Below are 21,692 nucleotides of genomic sequence, written 5' to 3'. Positions count from 1 at the left end.
TATCGATAAGACTAAACCTGCTCTGCGACAACCTCCGACGTAGCAGTTTGATATTTATTAATAACTTTACTGCTGAGTTTACAAAAATGCGCGCGTAGCTTAACCGGGGCAATCACTTCAACGCTGTCAGCCATACTCCAAAGAAACTCTCTTAACTTTGGCGTATCCATGACGTTCGCTTTAACTAAATAGCGACCATCGACACGGCGCTCTAGTGTTTGATTGTCGCTCAATTTAGCATTGCGCAATATAAAGCTCGCTGAAGGTTCAAATAACAACTCGATATCGATTGTACTTTCAGAGTGAACATTACCCACTCGTGCAATATCAAAATCGCTGCGCATCACCGCTTTAGTGTCTAGCAGTTCGATATTACGCAACATGTGTATGGGTTTCGCGTAGCGTCTAGAGTGAGTGTTACCTAAGGTAAAGGCCAATAACACCACACCACCACTTATTTTTATTCCCTCAGGATTAATAGGTCGGTAGTCAATCCAATAACTTTTACCTTTAATCACTCGTTGAATTTGGCAGCCGATTTGTTGATGGTTAAGCAGCGCTTGCTGCACTGTTTCTAACGCTTTCGGATCGGGCTCGTCATAAGTTATGGGCAAAGGCTCGGGTAATTGAGCCACTCGGCACGCCCAGTACAGCCAAGGATTATCGGGATCACTACCAAGCACTTGATCTGCTTTTTCAAAATAAGGCTTTAGCTGCTTAACGCTTTGTGGTGGCAGTAACTGATTAGCGCTGTGCTGTAATGTATGAAACGCCAATGCCACATGCTGATCCATCAAGGTTAAATTAATTCCACGCCAACAAGCGGCAATAGACCAGCCAAAGGGCTTACATCTATCATCCATCACCAATCCAAACAGCCCCATATCATGCATGGCTTTCAGCTCACGCTGCACTGTTCTTAGGCCAATATCAAAATCGCGGTTGTTTAACTTCTCAGTAATATCGTTGGCGGTTATTCGTCTTGGGTGACGCGGGATCAGCTCAAGCATAGCAATCTGGCGTTGAATATTGGTTTGCATCAAAAGTTCTCATATTTTGCAGTGCAGACAGCATAATACTATCTTGCGACAGATTATGACGCAGCAAATTATTAATAAGCAAACCACTAAATAAAACCAGCGTTAGACAAAGATCAATCACAGAAGTTATTGTTAGCATTGACTATAGTTAACCTTGTTCTTAACCTTTAACCACCTTAACAAGATTATTTCAGTATTAAGTCGCTTTTATCGCCCAAAATAAAAGGCTTAAGATAAAAAGACTTAAAGTAAAATCCGGCCCTAATTAAATCACTTACCCAAAGTGCTTGGAGTTCCTTTTAATGGACAGTTTTAAGCTAAAGCCGCGCCACGCCATATTACTGCTCGCTTTGGCGATTGCGTGTTATGCATGTTATTTGCTGGTATCCCCCTATTTAGGCGCTATCGTACTTGCGTTTATTGTCGCCATCTTAGTCATGCCATTTCATATTAGGGTGCAACAACATCTACCTAATAGCCCAAACATGGCCTCGGTGGTTTCTTGTACATCTGTCACCGTGATGGTGTTAATACCATTGCTGTTCGTAGCCATCGCGATTATGAACGAAGGCATTAACTTTATGGGTAATGCCTACCAATGGCTTACCGATGGCGGCGCTAAAGACTTTCTTGCCCACCCCTATATTCAAAGTGGTGTTAGCCTATTAAATAAGTGGCTGCCTTTCGACACTATTAAAATAGATGAAGTGGTGCAGCAAGCAGCGGTAAAAGTGACCCAACTAAGCAGTAGTTTTTTAACCGCCAGTACCGGTTTACTCGGTGATGTTGCCGATACCGTTTTATCATTTTCATTAATGCTATTTGTGCTGTTTTTCTTCTTACGAGATCAAGAAAAGATTATTGCAGGTGTTAGACACATCATTCCATTATCCCGTTCACAAGAAGAGTTACTGTTTGATGAGGTAAAAATGGTAGCAAAGTCTGCCGTTTTCGGTGCATTTTTAACGGCGTTAGCACAAGGAGCATTGGGCGGCATCGCCATGGCTATGGCTGGGTTTTCAGGGCTATTTTGGGGCAGTATGATGGCATTCGCCTCTTTCATTCCGTTTGTCGGCACCGCGATGATCTGGCTTCCCGCCTCAATCTACCTTTTCATCACTGGCGACTGGCAATGGGCGCTGTTTTTAATGGCGTGGGGCATACTGGTAATTGGTTCTATCGATAACTTCTTGCGACCTTGGCTAATGCAAGGCAATACCGGCATGAGTACATTGTTACTGTTTTTCTCACTCCTAGGCGGTCTACAACTATTCGGCCTTATAGGATTAATTTATGGTCCAATTATCTTTGCGGTAACACTCGTGTTAGCCCGCTTATATGAAATCGAGTTTCAAGACTTTATAGAGCAGCAAGATAAGACTTAAAATTAGTGTTCTTAAGACTCATTTGTAAGTATTAAACTAAGGCGAGGCCCCTGCTAATAAGGTGCCTCGCCTGTTATCTAACAAGTTATTCCAGTAGTACACCTATTTATGGGTTCGCTTGCAGGTTTGCCAGTTCTTGCTCAAGTTGCTTGAGCTTAGTATTTTCACTCAATAGCTTTTGCTGGTATTTATAGGTTTTATCTAAATTACTCTCTTCTTCAGCTTCTTTTAAATCAGCTTCATATTTATCTATTTGTTGTTTTACATCGGCTATTTCAGCTGTTAAATCTTGTTTTAATCCATCGTTAGTGCAATTCGCTTCAACACTTTGAAGTGCAGTTTCTAAGCCCGATACCTTATGCGTATTACCATGCGCCTTTGCCATAACGATTTGCTTTGAGATCTCACAACGCTTTTTGTCACAGCCAACCATAGTACTGCAATCTTGATGGTGATCAGCAAAAGCAAGCTTTGCGGGCAGTGCAAAACTCAATATACAGGCGGATATAGCCGTTAACGCAACAACTGAGGTGTTTTTCATCTGAATATCTCCGGTTCATTATCAATGAGTTTATACTGCAAAACTAAACTAGCTATAGCTTATATAGACACTAGAACATTAATCGTCCATTTAGCAATACAAGTTGGCTGTTGTTTACCTTCTTTAATTCGGCTTTATTCGAAATATAAATTGACAATACTCGGCCACAGACCTATATTTCGAAAATAACAGAAATGTTTAAAACAAAGCTCAAATTAATACAGCAAATAAGGGTGACATCATGATTAACGACACAAGCAAACAAGCTGCGCAAGACGCCATCGAGTGGGCGTTAACTCATGGAATGGCGCTAAAGACCACGCCCTACTCTGCCGTACACACTGCTTTTAGCTTAACGCCTACGCCTATCACTGTCGCGCGCTACCAAAAGCTAACTGCATCGGTAGGTCTACTCGGCAAGCTAGTACATTTTGCATCTGAAGACAGTGAGTTCCTCAGCGAAGCGATCGCGCCTATCACCTCTGGCGATCCTTTCTTTAATGCCTTATTAGAGATGCATCAGGCAATTCACCAAACTAATCAGCAAACGCCGCAAAGCGCTATACGATTACCGCTTTTAATTATGCGCAGCGACTTTATGGACGATGCTAATTTAGGCCCTAAACTGATTGAGTTTAACGGTATCGCTGCGGGTATGGGGCCATTTGGCCAACGTATACATGAGCTACATAAGTTCTTGCAGTTACAAGCGCCTGAAGCTTTTAGTGAGTGGTCAACGCCAACAACGGGGAAGTTAGTTGCTAACCACGCGCTAGAGAACTTAGCCCAAGGCATAGCTAACGCCACACATAAAATTAATGCTGAGTTTACAGCCATTGAGCAATCTTCAATTAATAACACCACGAACGCGCCAACCTTTTTAATGGTTGTGCAAGCTGGTGAAGACAATGTTTACGATCAACACCTACTAGAACACGCCCTGCAATCTAAAGGCATACGAACCATTAGACGCACGTTTAGAGAGTTGCACGGTAAACTTAAAACTGGCGATAACCATAGACTATTACTCGACGGCGTAGGCGCAATCGATACCGTCTATTTACGCGCAGGCTACCAATATTGTGACTACCACGCCAACGACATCATCAGCCGTGTTTGCTGTGATGCATTAATGCAAACCCGCATTTTTATTGAAAAACACCGGGTCGCCGTTAATGCCACGGTTAGCCAACAATTGGCCACCAGCAAACGGGTACAAATGTTATTGTCTTCAATGGAGCCAGCAGCCCTCACCCGTTTTGGTTTAAACATTGATGAGGCAATAGCCGTTAAAGAATTACTCAGTGACATGCTCGCCGTCAGCAAAGACAGCGCCGCTATCGTGGCAAACAGCAGTAATAATGACTGGGTACTTAAAAACCAAGGCGAAGGCGGCGGCCACTGTATATTTGGCGATGACATTTTGCCAAAACTAGCCGCGTTACAGCCCCACGAATACCAAGCCTGGTCACTCATGCGTAGACTGCACCCAACCGCAAGAGCAACAACCGCATTAACTGTGCGCAAAGGTGAGCTACAAAAAGTAGACGACCTTATCAGCGAAATCGGCATGTTTACCGTGCATATTGACGGCGAAGCAGCGATTGCAGACGAGAATAATCATAAACAAGCTTACGCCGGATATTTGATTAGAAGTAAATCAGCCCGAACCACCGAAGGCGGCGTCCACAGCGGTATGGGTGTATTGGATTCGCTGGTGATTAGTGATTAACGCTGACGTTTAAATAAAAAAATAGCCAAAATAAGTTGGCTATTTTTTTATATTTAACACCCTAACTAGCTACACCAAGTTTTACGTTACTATTTACAAGCGGTCAGGTGACACCATACGCTGCATGCTTTGCGTCCAAGATGCTTTAAAAGCAGGGTCTTGAGCAAACAGCTTATAGAGTTCTAATTCGTCTTTACGACGTTGAAGCATGATTTCTTTCAACATCTTCTCAAACGCTAGCTCTCGCGTATGAGGGTCTGCGTTGTTTTGGTATTTCGCTTCGAAATCAGGGTGATTTCGGATACTCTCAGCAATATTCACAAACTTAACGCGCTGCTCTTCCGGTGTTGCGCTCCAACCTTGAAACCAACGTTCGTTAAAGATTTGGATGATCTCATCTAACGGGTCTTTCTCAGTTTCAGTACCATGAGCTCCGCGAGGGTTCGGGTTTTGGGGATCTAACTCAGTTTCAGAGTCATCTAGCTTGATTGAATGATTAAGCTTAACCCTTTGTAACCCATAGGAGCTCAAATCAACTGAATCAAGTAACGAGTCTAGTGCTTCTTTATCTGGGTCCTCGACGGAAAGTTTTGGAATCAAGAACTTCAAGAACCAGAACAGTTTTTCCCACTGAACGACCTCATAAGGCATGATAGATGCCATCTGGCCGTAGATTTTCACAAACTGCTTGGTCTTCACTTTGAAATCGACTTTTAACTCGTTTTCTAATTCTAACTCGTGGTTAAAACGCGCAGCTGCGATGTCAATGATTGGGCTTAGCTCCTGAGCATCTCTTCCTTCAAAGAAACGCTTGTTGAACTCCTCAACTTCAAACCACTCATAAACACCAGTGTCATCCATGTCATCTTTTAGCTCATGAAGAACATTGACATCTGTCGCTTCAGAAAGCGTTGTCGATGTATAGAAAGGGTCGAATGCAGTTTTTATATCATCCACTGAGTTGAAGAAATCCAATACAAACAGATCTTCCGTTTTCTTACCGTACTTTGGTGCCGAACGGTTCAAGCGAGACAGGGCTTGCACACACAGTACACTCGCCAGTTTTTTATCCACATACATAGCACAAAGCTTCGGTTGGTCAAAACCGGTCAAATACTTATTCGCCACGACCAACAAACGGAAAGCATCCTGATCTACATGCTTAGGAATTAGGGAATCCGACTCCTTACGCTTGTAGTTCACATCAAAGTAATCTTTGGTATCACCTTCTGGGAACCCATTAAGATCGGCTTCAGTGTATTCAATACCATCAACTTCTTTGGTGCCAGAGAAGGCAATCGCGACTTTAAATGGGTTACCCATCTTATCGAGTTGCCTTGTTAACGCTCGATAGTAGCGAATAGCTGACTCAATATTTTGAGTCACCACCATGCCTTTGCCTTTACCTTTAAGCTTCTTACCGTTAATCACATGTTTGATAAAATGTTCAAGCATGATCTCAGCTTTGGTATCAATCGTTTCTTGGCTTGCCTCTACATACGCTCGCAAACGCTTCTGCGCTTTTTTACTATCGAACTCAGGGTTATCTTGGATTGATTTTTCAATCTCGTAATAACTCTTATAAGTCGTGTAGTTGGCAATAACATCGAGAATAAACCCTTCTTCGATGGCTTGTTTCATCGAGTACAAATGGAAAGGAGCGTAAGTTCCGTCTGCTTGTCTCTGGCCAAACTTTTCTAGAGTGGTGTTTTTAGGCGTTGCGGTGAACGCAAAATAAGAGGCATTTCCACGCATCTTACGAGAGCGCATTGCCTGTAGGATTTTGTCCTGAGCATCTTCCAGCTCTTCCACTTCTTTCTTACCCATTGCACGGTTCATGTTGTCATGAGCGGAGCCTGACTGCGAGCTGTGGGCCTCATCAATAATGACGGCAAAGCGCTTGTCACTTAAATCTGCAATACCATCAATAATGAACGGAAACTTCTGAATGGTGGTAATGATGATTTTCTTGCCATTCTCTAATGCCGACTTTAGCTCAGACGATTTGAACGCTGGTGCAACAATGTTCTTCACTTCGGAGAACTCTTTAATATTGTCGCGTAGCTGCTTATCGAGCAATCGGCGGTCAGTAACGACGATGACCGAATCGAATAGAGGCACTTCTTTCCCTCTACTTCCTGGTAGATCATCGCTGATAGGATAGGTTTCGATAAGTTGGTAAGCAGCCCATGTGATCGAGTTGGATTTTCCCGAACCCGCTGAGTGCTGAATCAAGTAGGTTTGACCAACACCTTTGATCGAGCAGTCTTCAATCAAGCGACGCACCACATCCATTTGGTGATATCGCGGGAAGAACAAAGTTCGTTTGTCCAACTGCTTTTTGCTGCTGCCATCAAGGCGAACAAAGTGCTGAATAATATTTGCAATACTTCCTTTACGGAATACCTCTTGCCACAAGTAAGCAGTCTTGTGGCCATATAGGTTAGTAGGGTTCCCTTTACCTAGATTGAAGCCTTTATTGAACGGTAGGAAGAATGTCTTTTTACCTGCCAGTTTGGTCGTCATATAGACTTCATCGGTATCAACAGCCATATGAACCAAACAACGTGCGAAGTTCAACAGAGTTTGATTCGCGTCTCTATCATCTCGGTACTGTTTCTGACCATGATAAGCCGCATTTTGTCCCGTCCAATGGTTTTTTAACTCAAGAGTAATCAGCGGAATACCATTGATGAAAAGCACCATATCGATCTCTTCCAATGGATTTGCATTGGAATAACAGACTTGGCGAGTCACGCTAAACAAGTTAGCTGCAAAATCTTTTTTTACCCTCTCAGAACTACTTGCGAGAGGCGCTGGATACATTAACGTTAGAAACGCATCATCAACGTCCAGCCCCTTTTTCAATAAACGCAAAACACCATGACGCTTGATCATACGATCGAAACGCTCAAGGATTTTTCTCTGCCAATCGTGAGGGCTGGTGTGCTTGAGTTTTTCTAACTCACTCGCTTGGGTATCTTCAAGGAACTGCCAAAACAAACGGGTATCTATAGCGTACTGTTTGTCAAAGTCACTTGGAGAGCCAATAAGATAAAGCTCATTATTGTAATTAAGAGGTGCTTCACCCAACGCTAGCTCTTCTTTACAAATACCTGCTAAACCTTTTTCAATTGCAGCCTCTAGCGCCTGTTCATTTGTTTTACTAACCATAAATACCACGTTGTTTGGTTTGATGACTCGAAGTTTTTATTGATGTTTATAGTGCTGAGCAAATACTACCATCATGTCTTCTAGATGGTCATCTATCTGTTGTTTGCCCCATAGCCCCTGCCCTTTTACAGCAAACATCTCTCTCAATTTGAGTGCGTCGAAATGGGACTTCCTATCGAAATCAATACGCTTTTTGTCAACGTCTTGATGTCCATAAGAAGAGTTTTCAGCGGGACTAAGTAATACTAAATTACCAAATGAGTTTAACGTTTCATATGCTAACTCACTCTTATACTCATCATTTTGAGGATGAACATGTTCTACTGAGTTTTTAGACGTAATTCGGTACCTTTTGAACTTATTCAATTCTTCAGAAGACAATGAAGATTCTGAAGCCTTCATTTGCTTCCAAATCAAGTATTCAAGTTTCTGAAACCAGTAGTGCTCGAAACTCGTCCCTAACGACTGTTCAAAGTACGTCGATTGTGATTGCCAACTCTGGTAGTTAGGCTCCAAGCCCTCAGCCAGTGCAAAGCTTGCCTCTTTCTGAGTATCGATTGATAGTGACATTTTGTTGTCGATATTTTCTAGCAGTTCTAGCGCCTCAGAGTCTTGTTTGATACTCGAACGGATCAAGCCTGAAAGAAATGGCGTTAACCAATACTGAGCGCTGCGCTCACCGGTAAAGTTGCGAACACTTTGCAAAAGCACAATATCCGTCAGCTCTTTCTGCGTTCGGTTGATGTAGTAAGTGTCATTCGACTTGCTGCGAGATTGATACGTTAAACCAAGCTGCGCATCTGTCGCATCGTCACGTTCAACCCATTTCACAACCCAACGGTCAAACTGGTAGCGAACCTGCCATAGCGTTTCGATAAACAGCTTTACCGATTGCTCATCACCGTTGATAATTGGGTCGAATATCTCCAACAAGCGATCACTATGCAGACGTGGCTCAATATCATTATGATCATTAAGCGCCAAGTAGACTCGGTAAGCGTGAATCAATAACAGCGGGAACTTGATGATTGGGCGACAGTAAACCGTTTCAACGTCCAGATCGTAAGTTTCAAACTTCTCTTGTTTGGTGTTATCAGGAATTGAACTTGCTTTAACTTGTGATGCTAACTGAGCAATCGACAAGCCAGATGACTCCTCGGAGGTTTCATCTTTTGCAGCGAAGCATTCAGCATCAAAAGACGCCAAATGTTCGGGTTCAATATGATACCAATCGGCATTAGGAAATACTTTGCGTACATTGCGCTCAAAATAGTTTTCCAGATGCTCACACGCCACCCACATTGCATCATATTGCGCTTTGTCAGTATGAATATGTTTGAACAGCTTCGCCTTTAAAATGTCCGCTTGCTCTAACTGTATGCCAGCGGTGTTCATGGTGGCGAACAATCGGTTTAAGTCCATTTGTATTGGCACAATGTTGTTTACCCATTGAACTTGGCGGTAGAGGTAATCCCCCATAGCTTCGGCGCTCACCAAACCGTCTGATTTGAGCTTCTCTACTTCTTTGGTCAATACATCTAACGCCACGCCCATCTGTTTAAGATAAGCATTGTCGGCGATCGTCTCCTTAGAGGGCACTTGATAGTTCTTAAGCCCCGCTAGGCCACCCAAAAGCTGCTGAACTTGCTCGCGAATTGAAAACTGAAGACGAGGCTTATCTTCCCCGTTATTTGATGTATAAACAGCAAGCCCTGCAAGATCAGACTTAATGCCTGCGTATTTGAAAGCAATGGTCATTAGCATTAATGTGGTGGTGCGTTGCTGACCATCGATCAGCTCATAAATCCGCTCTCCATCTTGTTCAATGCGAGACGAAAGTATGGTGCCGATAAAATAGTTTGGCTCTTTTAATCGACACGCTTCTTTAATATCTCGAAACAGCAGCAAGACATCATCATCTGACCAGACATAAGGACGTTGATAGCTGGGAATAGAAAACTGGTAGTTATCGGTGTAGATTTTCTCTAGCGTCAGAAGCTCAGTTTGCACTGATAAATGATCACCCATGTTTTGCTCCTAACACAGAGATGTATTGGCTAAATGCAGGGCCAAATTGATTGGCATAATCTTGCTTGTCTATATCAAGGCCAAAATATTGCGATACTTTTTCTACGAAACGTTTTTTAACGCTGTTTTTATCAAAGCCACTCTTGTCTACCGACAGCTTAAAACCATCTAGCTGTGTAAAACACTGCTCTGGGGTATAGCTCATTGCAATCCAATCCAGAACTGGGGTTTCTTTTACGAAAGCAGGAACCGATTTCTCTTTTACTGCTTTTTGGTTCTCTACTCGACGAGAATAAACCACGCGGAAAAGTTTTTTCGCTGCTACCTCTAGGCTTTGCTGCCCATGCTGACTGATGTAGAGCAACAGGCATGCGTCATAGAGCTGTTTGAGATAACCGCAGCCATCGAGTTTACACACCAGCTTTTGATAGAACTCGTAAAAAGCTGCAAGCTCAGCTTGCGTTGAGTTTTTCAGCAAATAGGTTTGGCGCAGTTGCTCAAAATATTGCAAATAGTGGATGGTGTTAGCGCCACTATTTAGCGGCTGGCGCAACTCATAACCGACCTGAGGCTGTGCTAGGCTCTCACCGCCATTTGGCATATAAGTACGAGCAATTCTACCAAAGGCAGTATCGTCACCTTTGCCTGTTTGCTCTGCCAGTTCGGTGACAATGCTATTACGCACTTGCTGAGTTTGGTTGTGTAGCGGGTAGTCTCGGAAGTTCAGATGTTGCCAATAGCGACCACGCAACAAAATATCAACTACGGGGTTTAAATCCCCCAGAGCTTCCCAACGGGTGGCAAAGGTGTTTACCGCAGATTTGTCCTTCTCATCAACCGCTCGCAGATGATGCGCTTTGATAATATCTGGCCCTGCTAAACGCACCCCGCCCGTGTTCTGGGTTTCAAAAAAGCGGTAGGCTTCATCTTCGCTGTCTGTCACTACCAAGGTAATGTTGATTTGTGCAAAGTCGATATCAGCCAAAGAAGCTTCATGCTTATACAGCCAACCGAAGTTGTGTTTAATTTGCTGCTGGCTCTCTGGGGATTCATAAACCAATTTAAGGTCGGCGTATTTGCCCGATAAGTGGGAAATCAACGCCATTGTGGTCAGGCGTTGCTGACCATCGATAATATTCAGCTTGTCACCGTGTTGATGCAAGATCACACTGCCCAAATAGAACGGGCAATGTTCTGCTTCTGGTTTACCAGCTAGCTCTTGCTGATGAAGCTTAAAGTCATTCAACAGGCGTGTGATTTGCTCTTCATTCCAGCGATAGGGGCGCTGATATTCAGGGATGGCAAGCATCCCGTGAACGTCTGTCTCAACCTTACCGTCAGAAGCTAAAATCGGCATACCGGAAAATAGCTTTTCTAGTGTGCAACTAGCAACAACAACCGCCATTTATGCCAGCTCCATCACTTTGATTTTACCGGTTACAGCGTCGTTGATCATAACAACTTTGTACTCTTTCAGTTTTTCGATTTGCCTTGTACTTAACTCAATCTCAGAATCAATAGGTGGAATTATTAATTCAATAAAGTCTACTATTTCAAGGATTTCATCCTCTGGAGGAACAGGAAGTTTTACTGAGCCAAGTCTATCTCTAGTTAGTTTGGGTTGAGCAGCTCCAGAAATGAAAATGGTATAGTCAAGACAGCTCAATAACTCAGCCCAATACTTGAACCCCACAAATTTTGGTTTAATTATATGAGCATGGTTGTTTACCCAATATTTGCCAGAGGCCACAAATGCCAATGGGGTAGATTTACTTAATAGATTAGCTCCATCTTCAGCAATCAATATCAACTCTTCATCAAAAATATAATCATCAACATAATCAATAATCCCACTTGCACCATAATAAGGATACTTTCCTTGCATATCCCCCCTGTCTATAGCACTAAGCGGCACACGCATATTATTTTTAAACTCAAATGCATATCTGAGAGACATCAATTTCCAATGCTTAGGTATCTGACCAATACTACCAACATCAGAATCTTTCATTGCTACATCAGGGTTCAAACCTTGAGTAACCGATTTCTTAACAATGATTTTCTTACGTTCTTTTAACAACTCGATTTGTTTTTGTTTGATCGCAATAGCTTCATCAATTTGAGATATTTTTTTATCCAAAAATTCAATAATTAAGTTCTGCTCCTTGAAACTAGGAAACCCTAGCTTCATACCGAAGAACATATCAGCATAAAAGCGAAGACGCGAAGAATGCAGCCCTGTTGAGACCTTGTTGTAATATTCAATATATTTGGGAGTCTTTAACAAATACTCTAAGAATTTTGAATTAAATTCATTGGCTCTTTTAGTTCTAAACACACCATATGATGGGCTCACTATTCCCTCTATGTCAGAAACACCTAACGCTCCCATCCATGCCCACATAATGTTCATAACTAAGTCTCCAGGCTGACACAGTTTAGAGCCTGTATAGTCCTCAGCTTGAAACATGGTCACATTTTTTTCGGAACGGCGACTAACTCCAGTAAGGTGTGATACCGATAATAACTCTTCGCTCCCGTCGATAGAGCGCTCATTCACTTCGTTGAACAGAAACTTTGCTTTTTTAACGCTCCAATGAGCAGGAATATCACCAATCCAATCAATTTCTGTAGCTAAGTAACACTCGTACTTAGGCATCTGCTTAATCATAGTATCGGTCATCAGATTCCCCCTGAACTTTAGCTACAGAGATACCCAGAATGTCAGCAACCAAACCTTCCGATTTTTGTTCAAGCACAATAATATCTTGAGCGACTTCATCCATTGAACGGAGTGGCTTATGACGATAGAAGTATTTATTAAAGCTGATTTCATAACCAATCTTGACGGATTCAAGATTTACCCATGCTTCATCCACATGTGGTTTTACTTCATCAAGGAAGTATTGATAGATACTTTGTTCAAGCGGTACAGATTCACTATCACGCAGAGCTGAGCTTGACTCATAAGTCACGAACTCGTTGTGATTACCCGTTGGGTAGTAGCCGAAATCTGGCAAATCTTGCAGTTCGCATTCGTAGTTTTCTAGTAAATCATCTAACTTGTCTTGCTTTAGCTTGGCGACTTTCTTGATGACTTTTTCTGCATTTTCGTCATACCAGCTGATAGCATCCAAGATAGCTTTTTTTTCAGGAGCCGAAAGTTTAAGACCGAGTAATTTCAGCTCTGTATCTACTCGCTGTTTGAACTGGTTAAAGTCGTTGTAAGTGTCTTCACCAATCTCGCTGTGTAACTGATTTGCCGCATTAACCAGTGCGCGCTGCTTAATCCAATTTTTCGTATCTAGCAATTTGGTTTTTGCCGCTTTGTTTAGGCTGATATCGTTTTCTTCACACCATTTAGTGATCTCTTTTTCAATCCCTTTAACAAAGCCAACTTCATAAACTTGTGCTCCATATTCGGTGTACAAGTACTCCATCACTTCACGCAGTGATTTTTCAAACCGTAGCGGCTCAATTAGATCAGCACGGAATTGGGCACTGCGGCGATCTGGGCGCTCAATATTCACTTTGTGGTAACCAAAATCTTGGTTTTTAAATACTTGTGCAGCAACACCGACAGAATCGCCTTTCTCATCGATTGCACGCTCAACGGATTGGTTCTCAAGATAGGTCGAGACAATTTCCGCAATGTGCTCTGGTGAGAACTCGCAGTTTTTGTTACCCAAATTTTTGCGCAACTTACGGAACAGTAAGCTAGCATCAATCAGCTGTACCTTGCCTTGGCGGCTTTCAGGTTTGTTATTATTAAGCAGCCAGATATAGGTGGTAATACCCGTGTTGTAGAACAGGTTATTTGGCAACTGAACAATCGCATCCAGCATGTCATTTTCAATAATGTAACGACGAATGTTGCTTTCACCACTGCCTGCGTCACCGGTAAACAAACTTGAACCGTTGTGAACCGAGGCAATACGAGCCCCTAACGGGCTGACTTGCGGCGATTTCATCTTTGTGACCATTTCCATCAGAAAAAGTAACTGGCCGTCACTTGAACGAGGGGTCGCATCTTGTTCTGCCTCAACGCCCCAGTAGTCTTTTAACTTCACTTTAAAGCGACCATCTACGACATCTATACCGTCTTTGATGTGCTTTTGCTCACTCGCCCAGCTCTTACCGTAAGGCGGGTTAGATAGCATAAAATCGAAACGTTCTGACGAAAATTCATCTGTAGAAAGAGTTGAGCCAACACGGATATTTTCTGGGTTGTTACCTTTGATCATCATATCCGACTTACAGATGGCATAAGTCTCATCGTTGATCTCTTTGCCGTAAAGGTAGATATCACGGTTTGATGCTGGATACTTTTCTTCAACAAAGTTTTGCGTTTCTGTCAGCATACCGCCACTACCACAAGCAGGGTCATACACTGTGATTGAAAGTGGTAAATTGTCTTTCATTGGGTCGAAGACAAGGTGCGTCATCAATTCGATAACTTCACGCGGAGTAAAGTGCTCACCAGCCTCTTCGTTGTTCTCTTCGTTGAATTTACGGATCAACTCTTCAAATACATAACCCATACCAAGGTTGCTGAGTGCTGATAGTTTATTGCCCTCAGGATCTTCTTTAACCTCTGGCGTTAAGTTGATATATGGCGAAACGAATTTCTCAATCACATTTAGCAGAACGTCTTTTCCCGCCATGTGGCGAATTTGAGCTTTCAGGTTAAAACACTCGACAATCTCTTTTACGTTGTCGCTAAAACCGTTTAGGTAGTCTTCGAAGTTAGCCAGCAGAATCTGTTGGTTGTTGGTCGCAGTGTTAAACAGCGTTTGTAGGGTCCACTTAGACGTGTTGTAGAAAACATAACCTGATGCAGCGCACAATGGTGCGTCATCAAGCTCAGTTTCATTCATTTCTTCTACTTGGAATTTAACTTCTTCCAATACTGCTTCTTTTGATGGTTCTAAAAGCGTATCCAGACGGCGTAGCACCACCATAGGCAAGATAACGTCGCGGTATTTACCACGAACATAGACATCACGAAGGCAGTCGTCGGCAATCGACCAAATAAATGAAACGAGTTTGTTATGTACTGAGTGGTCCATATAAAGGCATCTTTTGAGTTGTAATGGCTACTAGCCAGAAATAGGCCAGATTCTAACACTTGTTAATATGCATACAAATGCAAATTGTTCGACCGTCGCAAAGTAACTATTCATCAATAGGTTTAAACGTAAAGTTACTTACTCTCGACTTAATATATTCACGCTCCGGTTTCGCATAATATTTGCTCCACTCGGTATAAAATACGTGCATTAAATTAATAAAAAATAGTTTTTGATTAATATGCAAACATTTTGTTTGTTGAAGCTTCAAACTCCCTGTCCGCTAGCCACAATGGCGATTCTCCTTGGTGCGCTAGCTGATACGCCCAAGCGGTAATGGCTTCAGAGCGAGAACTATCACAAATAAAATACTGGCTTAGCTCTGATGTGATTTGTGCAGTGTTGTTTATAATGTTTTGCTCATACCAACGCTCTTTATGACGCTGGGCAGCTAAGTGATCACGCTTGGCGTTATTACAACTGCGATGTGCTAAAACAAAGTTGTGGCCGAGATCGTTTGGATATCGCGCCCACGGGATAAAGTGATCCACTTCGGCTGCATTGCTGCCATCGTTTTTCAGCGGCTTATTACAGTAAAAGCATTTACCTTTTTGGATCTCGGTTAGTAGCGGTCTAGCACTGATAATTGAGCTGCGGTCACAACCGAACAAAAATTCAGATAAGTTACCTTTGCCGCCAAGTACGTTGAAATTTGCGGGGAATGCACTGACTTTTTGTGTCCAGTGGGTTCTTGAGAGTGATACGACTAAATCGTAAAAACGCCTAAAGCAAAAAGCGATGCCAGGTTTAAGCACAATATGTTTTTGCGTCTTGTCGTGGTTGTAGTAAAAGCACTCTTCTTTACCCGCAAGCAACTGTAATCGCCAAAGTGGGCCTTGCTTAAAAGTACTTCGGGTTTTACTGACTAACTTATTCCAGCCTGCATGTTGTTTTAACTGCCCAAGGGTACGTATACCTTGCTGGCGAAACGCCGCTAAATCTTGTACCAATGCCGATTGACCGCCAGAGTTTTGTAACAGTACAAATGCTTCATCACCCACGCCGTTATAAGGTAAAGAGTGTTGCCAATACAGTTCGATAAATTTCACCACTAACTCGTCTATGGTGATCACACTGTCTAATGCATCGTGCAGGTTGGCGGTAACATCACTGTGCAGTGGTCGCTCGATACAGATATCAGCTAAGGCGTGCAGTAAGGCAAACTTATAGGTTGCGGTAAACTCCCCTTCGACTAACAAACGCTGCAAATAACTAATAAAGCTAACTTGAGTTTGTGCATCAACATGTTGAAATAAAGATTCGCTCATGACTGTTCACCCGTCGATTGCATCTCAATATCGTCACCCTGCTTGGTTACCTTTTGCAGTACTAGCGTTTCCCAGTAAACCTTGTCTCGACCTAGCTTATCTTTTTCAGCTTTGACGCTATCGATAATCGTTAGCTTTAGGCTGTTATCACTCAAGTTTTGGCACAGCGTTTCTAGCTCTTGCATACTTACCTGATGCATTTCTCGCTCATCACCACTTGGTCCGTGACGTAAGGTGATAATCAACTTGCCTTGAGGTTCAAGCAATTCGGCTAAACGTGTAAGCGCTTGAAGCCTTTGTGATTCAGGAATGTGCATCCAAACAGCGCTAAGTAAAATGAGCTTAAAGCGCAGGTTGGCTTGGTTAAGGTCAGACATTTTACTTAATGTATTAAGCGCCGGGAGTGAGTCTTGTATCCAAGTGACGTTAAGGTCTTGAGTTAAGCTTTTGCCTATTGCAGCTAATTCGCTTGCGGGCTCTATGGCATAGACAGCAACACTTTGCTGGCTTGTTGCTTGCTCTGCTAGATATTTAACATCACGGCCGGAGCCTGCGCCAATATCCAGCACATTAATGCTTGCGGAATACACAGTGGGATCGGTTAAAGCTGATTGATAACTAGCGTAAGAGTTAGTGTGATAGCTAGCATTGGAAATGCTATGAGAACCAATATGAGAGCTAATATGAGAACTGGCATGAGAAACAAAGACATCAGTTAAATGCGCAACCCAAGACTCGTGCACTAGCTCAAATGAAGTTGATTGATACTGGGCAGCTAGCTTAGCCGCATGGGTATTATAAAAGCTGGCAGTGTCTTGCTGTTTGGCTATAGAAACCACTAATACATTCCTTTGTATTGCGCCTTTTTCTTGGTTGTTCGATTGTTATTAGGCGCTTATTTAATCCAAATAAATTATCATACTCAGCGCGTTAAAAGAACATCTAGATCATATGTTTAAATCGAAATAGCATGATTGAGGTCACGATAAACAAATCCTGTGTTTAGCTAAACCTCAAACGATGTTTTTAAAAAAGCTCTTTAAAGGAGTTCTTTAAAAGAGCCATTTAAAACAGTTCTTTTAAAGCAGCTCTTTGCGCTCGCTGATGCACTCATAAGATCCCATCTCAAACAAACGGCAGATCCATGGGCGGTTCTCATAAATAGTGCACATTAGGGTGTCTCTATCGACTGCGGAGCACCAGCCGTCATCGAGGCGTAACATGGTTTCGGCGCCATATTCGTCAATGCTGATGTGTTCATCGGGAACACCTGTATCTGTCACGATCATCACTTCTAAACGGCAGCAACAGGCTTGGCAGTTTGAACAGGTGATCTCAGCGTTGATTACCGGATCGGATATGTCTTTTACGTCAATGTTCATAAACAGCAGTATTAAATTTAATGGCCGCTAGGATACGCTAAAACTGCAATTTTCTCGATCTATTTGCAGCGTTGAGGGCTTGTTCTAGCCCAATTCGTTATAGATTTAGTCGCTTTTCGATTTATTGCACACGACACAAACGATAAACGCTCATTTTTACAGCGCGATCGCTTATGAAATAAGACTTCTCTGCTAATAAGGGGCAACCGTTACCCCTACAAATCAAATATGCAAAACACTACTGACACTATGCTGTCAGTAGCCCTCATTTATGCTTGTTTCAACGCTAAGCGATGGCGCTTATATCAAGTGCCACTTAGCTGGTATTGATCTTAAAAGGAGTTAATTATGTTGGAACAAGCACCGTTAGTTTGGGGAGAGATTGCAGTCGCTGATATGGACAGAGCCGTGGCTTTTTATAGCAAGCATTTTGATGTTAGCTTTCACCGTGAAACTATGAACGATATGGAGATGGCCGTTCTAGAAACTACTGATAAAGAAGCGGCTACCATAGGCTTGGTGAAGCACGAAATGATGCAACCGTCTGCGTACGGCAGCGTACTTTACTTGCATTTAAGCCCGCAACTCACTCCATTAGTTGAGCGCATTAGCCAGGCTGGCGTAAAAATCTTACTTCCTGTTATGCCAATTAAAGACGGCGAATGTGGCTTTATTGCATTATTTGAAGATAGCGAAGGTAATACGGTTGGGCTTTGGTCCAAGGAGAAATAGGTCTAGTGCTAGTGCTATTGCTAGAACGAGGAAATAGCGCGATAAAGCTAATTTAAAAAAAACTAATATTTGATACAAGAAAGGCGCTTTTAGCGTAAACAACACAGTGCGCTTGCTGCCATAGCGGCAAGCAACTGATTATTTATAAGAATTTCTCTGTTTGTATTGGCCTGCTTATATGGACGGCTTATTTGGCAGAGCCAAGAAAGGAATATGGAATGAATAAAATTAGTAATGAAACATCATCGCCACAGCTAGTTAATCAGCCTGCTATTAAGGTCTTTGGGCTCGCGGTCACGACTTCAAATAAGGCTGAGCAACACCAAGCGACGCAAAAGATTATGCCTCTCTGGCAAGCGTTTATGCAGCGCCCTGAAGTCAGTAGTAATACCACCTCACCTATCTACGGTTGTTACTACCACTATGAGTCTGACCATAATGGGCAGTATTCTATTCTGGCAGGCTTAACACTTCGCGAACCCGCTAGCGCAGATTTAACTGAGGTTGATTTAGTTGCAGGCAAATACTTAAAATTTAGTGCCACTGGCGAAATGCCAGCGGTGATAATCGCACTTTGGCAGCAAATATGGCATTATTTTGAAGCAAAAGAATGCCCATTTCAGCGCAGTTTTGACACCGATTACGAGTGTTACACCTCCACTGCCGGAGTCGATATTTATATTGGTGTTAACTAATAGCGGCTATAGATTGCTACTATTTACAGCTACTATTTACAGCTACTATTTATAACTACTCTTTATAACGGCTAGGTACAGCCACTGTGTTTGCTATCTGAGTACAGTCACTCGGTGCAGTAACTTTGTACAGTCACTGGGTAACATCAGTAAAATAATCAGGGCCTTTTAAAAAGCCTTAACCAAAGAAAACCATAACCCTAGCTTGCAGGAACCCTATGCGCCGTGCAGACCGATTATTTCAGCTCGTTCAAATACTCCGTAGTCGCCGTTTAACTACTGCGCAGCAATTGGCCGAACGGCTTGAGGTATCGACCCGAACCGTATATCGCGATATTCAAGATTTATGCTTAAGCGGCATTCCTATTGAGGGCGAAGCTGGAGTGGGTTACCTGCTTAGGCAAGAAGTCAGCGTGCCACCGCTGATGTTTAACGAGGCTGAGCTTGAAGCAATTCAAGTAGGGATGCGCATGGTGCAAGCCTGGGGCGGCAGCGAGTTATCGAGTGCGGCAAAACAGGCGATGATAAAAGTCGAATCAGTTTTGCCCGAGCGCTTAAAGGAATATCAGTCGTTGATGTTTGCCCCCGACTTTTACATCGACAATGACGAATTTAAATTTTTAGATGCACTGCGGAAAGCTTCTCGCCTGCGAGAATACCTATTAATGGATTACCGCGATGCAAAAGATGATTGTACTCAACGAGAGTTGCGACCGCTCGCGATCTACTTTTGGAAAGGCACTTGGACGTTACTCGCTTGGTGTGAGTTACGTAATGACTTTAGAAATTTCAGAGTCGATAGAATCATTAATATCACCAATCTACGCCGCTACTTTGCCGTTACTGCCGGGCAAGAGATGCATGACTACATTAAGTTGATGGAAGCTGAATACGGCGGGACTTATTCTTAACGGTTGTTATTGCCGCTCTGGTTGTAAAAGTGATTGTAAGAGTGATTGAAATTGTGATTGTAAGAGTGACTGAAACTGTTGTTCGCGCTATTAACAAAGTACTCAATAAATTTGTGAATCAAGCTTCTAATACATAGCCCCTAATAAATAGCCCCTAATAAATAGCCCCTTAAAGAGGCTATGACCGGCATTTTCCAAGCACGTACCACATAAAAAAAGCAGGCATTCATTATCGAATCGCCTGCTTTGTTGTTTTTAGCTCTAGATTTTAGAGGTGCTAAACAGCAGTGGCAGGTACGCGAACCCAACCTTCCATTAACACCCTTGCGCTGCGGCTCATTACCACTTTATTCACCTGCCAGTTACCGTCGACTTCAGTCGCTTCAGCGCCTACTTTTAGGGTACCTGATGGATGACCAAAGGTGACAGAGTCCGAACTAGCACTATTGCTCAGACTCAGGCTTTGACTGGCAGCTATCTGCACTAAGGTGCCGGGTATTGCCGCTGCGGTCCCAATTGCCACTGCAGCAGTGCCCATCATGGCGTGATGCAGTTTGCCCATAGACAAGGCGCGCACGTTTAAGTCGATATCGGTTTTGGCAATCTGTTTACCGCTTGATGAAGTGTAATCTATCGGCGGCGCCACTATTGCTACTTTGGGCGTATGCTGACGGGTTGCCGCTTCATCGATATGTTTGATTAGCCCCATTTGCACTGCGCCATAAGCGCGGATGGTTTCAAACATGGCAAGTGCCTTTGCATCACCGTTAATGGCATCTTGCAGTTCAGCGCCGTTGTAACCTAATTCGCTGGCGTTAATAAACACGGTTGGAATACCAGCGTTGATCATGGTGGCTTGCAATACACCACTTTCTACAACATCAGTAGGTACAGCTAAGTCATCAATTAAATTACCGGTTGGGAACATAGCGCCCTCACCATCTGCTGGGGCTAAAAACTCAACTTGCACCTCAGCTGCAGCGAACGTGACGCCATCTAACTCAAAATCACCGGTTTCTTGCACTTCACCATTAGTGATAGGTACATGGGCAATAATGGTTTTTTGTATGTTTTTTTGCCAAATTTGCACCACAGCAATGCCATTTTCTGGTACACGGCTGCTATCGACTAAACCGTTACTGATAGCGAATGAGCCGACCGCTGCAGTTAAGTTGCCGCAGTTACCACTCCAATCAACAAACGGTTTGTCGATGGCAACTTGACCAAATAGGTAGTCAACGTCGTGATCGGCTTTATCGCTTTTAGCTAAGATAACCGTTTTACTGGTACTGGATGTTGCCCCGCCCATACCATCGGTTTGTTTACCGTAAGGATCTGGGCTGCCAATGACTCTTAGTAACAAGGCATCACGCGCAGCGCCTGCTTCCTGCGCCTCAATAGGTAAATCGGTTAAATTAAAAAACACCCCTTTACTGGTGCCACCACGCATATAGGTGGCAGGCACTTTGATTTGTGGCGCAAATTTTGGTTTTGGATCTGTTGATGTGGTCATGTGTTTTACCGTTTTAATACTGTTTGAGTCATTTAGTCATATGTAAAATGAAACAACATAAGCGTGAGGTTTTATATCGTTATAAAGATGAGCCTTGGTGGCTTTTTTAGCTTCGATGCCACCGCAGAGCCTACAAGGATGTACTTGCGGCGTCTCATCAGG

16 protein-coding genes are annotated in these 21,692 nt (G+C 43.0%); 5 read left to right on the top strand and 11 right to left on the bottom strand.

From position 1 onward, the window contains the following. Positions 1-11 precede the first annotated feature (11 nt). Positions 12-1,040, bottom strand: a complete 1,029-nt coding sequence (locus L2747_RS07955) for a helix-turn-helix transcriptional regulator (RefSeq protein WP_248998532.1) — start codon at positions 1,038-1,040, stop codon at positions 12-14. Between the two features lie 302 nt (positions 1,041-1,342). Between L2747_RS07955 and L2747_RS07950 the strand changes: the two genes are divergently transcribed. Then, entirely contained in the window at positions 1,343-2,425 is a 1,083-nt protein-coding gene (locus L2747_RS07950; RefSeq protein ID WP_248998531.1) for an AI-2E family transporter, read from the top strand. A gap of 106 nt (positions 2,426-2,531) precedes the next feature. Here L2747_RS07950 and L2747_RS07945 read toward each other — a convergent pair whose 3' ends face one another. After that, on the bottom strand, positions 2,532-2,966 hold the full coding sequence (locus tag L2747_RS07945; RefSeq protein WP_248998530.1) for a DUF1090 domain-containing protein: 435 nt from the start codon (positions 2,964-2,966) through the stop codon (positions 2,532-2,534). Positions 2,967-3,207: 241 nt separating this feature from the next. Here L2747_RS07945 and L2747_RS07940 point away from each other — a divergent pair, with 241 nt between their 5' ends. Then, complete coding sequence (locus L2747_RS07940; RefSeq protein WP_248998529.1) at positions 3,208-4,698, top strand: glutathione synthetase; 1,491 nt, start codon at positions 3,208-3,210, stop codon at positions 4,696-4,698. Positions 4,699-4,791: 93 nt separating this feature from the next. Here the strand turns inward: L2747_RS07940 and L2747_RS07935 are convergent, their stop codons facing one another. The 8 genes from L2747_RS07935 to L2747_RS07900 form a co-directional block, all read right to left on the bottom strand. Next, complete coding sequence (locus tag L2747_RS07935; RefSeq protein WP_248998528.1) at positions 4,792-7,872, bottom strand: type I restriction endonuclease subunit R; 3,081 nt, start codon at positions 7,870-7,872, stop codon at positions 4,792-4,794. Between the two features lie 36 nt (positions 7,873-7,908). Beyond that, positions 7,909-9,900, bottom strand: a complete 1,992-nt coding sequence (locus tag L2747_RS07930) for a DUF262 domain-containing protein (protein WP_248998527.1) — start codon at positions 9,898-9,900, stop codon at positions 7,909-7,911. Then, positions 9,893-11,305, bottom strand: coding sequence for a DUF262 domain-containing protein (locus L2747_RS07925; protein ID WP_248998526.1), 1,413 nt, complete (start codon positions 11,303-11,305; stop codon positions 9,893-9,895). Before L2747_RS07925 ends, L2747_RS07930 begins: the two co-directional genes overlap by 8 nt. Next, positions 11,306-12,583: a restriction endonuclease subunit S gene (locus L2747_RS07920; protein WP_248998525.1), complete on the bottom strand. Its 1,278-nt coding sequence runs from the start codon at positions 12,581-12,583 to the stop codon at positions 11,306-11,308. Continuing rightward, complete coding sequence (locus tag L2747_RS07915) at positions 12,564-14,969, bottom strand: type I restriction-modification system subunit M (RefSeq protein WP_248998524.1); 2,406 nt, start codon at positions 14,967-14,969, stop codon at positions 12,564-12,566. Before L2747_RS07915 ends, L2747_RS07920 begins: the two co-directional genes overlap by 20 nt. Positions 14,970-15,205: 236 nt before the next feature. After that, complete coding sequence (locus tag L2747_RS07910) at positions 15,206-16,297, bottom strand: HNH endonuclease (RefSeq protein WP_248998523.1); 1,092 nt, start codon at positions 16,295-16,297, stop codon at positions 15,206-15,208. After that, a complete protein-coding gene (locus L2747_RS07905) occupies positions 16,294-17,136 on the bottom strand; it encodes a class I SAM-dependent methyltransferase (RefSeq protein WP_248998522.1) in 843 nt (280 codons plus the stop codon). Before L2747_RS07905 ends, L2747_RS07910 begins: the two co-directional genes overlap by 4 nt. Before the next feature lie 240 nt (positions 17,137-17,376). Continuing rightward, the gene (locus tag L2747_RS07900) at positions 17,377-17,679 is read right to left on the bottom strand and encodes a YkgJ family cysteine cluster protein (RefSeq protein WP_248998521.1); all 303 of its coding nucleotides are present in this window, start codon (positions 17,677-17,679) and stop codon (positions 17,377-17,379) included. A 348-nt stretch (positions 17,680-18,027) separates the two neighbouring features. On the opposite strand from L2747_RS07900, the gene L2747_RS07895 reads away from it, so the two are divergent. The 3 genes from L2747_RS07895 to L2747_RS07885 all read left to right on the top strand — a co-directional run bounded on the left by L2747_RS07895 (position 18,028) and on the right by L2747_RS07885 (position 20,017). After that, entirely contained in the window at positions 18,028-18,411 is a 384-nt protein-coding gene (locus L2747_RS07895) for a VOC family protein (RefSeq protein ID WP_248998520.1), read from the top strand. A 218-nt stretch (positions 18,412-18,629) separates the two neighbouring features. Then, positions 18,630-19,106, top strand: a complete 477-nt coding sequence (locus L2747_RS07890; RefSeq protein WP_248998519.1) for a GyrI-like domain-containing protein — start codon at positions 18,630-18,632, stop codon at positions 19,104-19,106. Positions 19,107-19,324: 218 nt separating this feature from the next. Next, complete coding sequence (locus L2747_RS07885; protein ID WP_248998518.1) at positions 19,325-20,017, top strand: helix-turn-helix transcriptional regulator; 693 nt, start codon at positions 19,325-19,327, stop codon at positions 20,015-20,017. 277 nt (positions 20,018-20,294) lie between these two features. Here L2747_RS07885 and prpF read toward each other — a convergent pair whose 3' ends face one another. Continuing rightward, positions 20,295-21,530, bottom strand: a complete 1,236-nt coding sequence (prpF, locus tag L2747_RS07880; protein ID WP_248998517.1) for a 2-methylaconitate cis-trans isomerase PrpF — start codon at positions 21,528-21,530, stop codon at positions 20,295-20,297. Positions 21,531-21,692: the final 162 nt, after the last annotated feature.

This window comes from Shewanella marinintestina, assembly GCF_023283845.1.
GTDB lineage: Bacteria > Pseudomonadota > Gammaproteobacteria > Enterobacterales > Shewanellaceae > Shewanella > Shewanella marinintestina.
The sequence above is the reverse complement of the archived record's forward strand: the minus strand, read 5'-3'. Positions and strand labels throughout refer to the sequence as shown.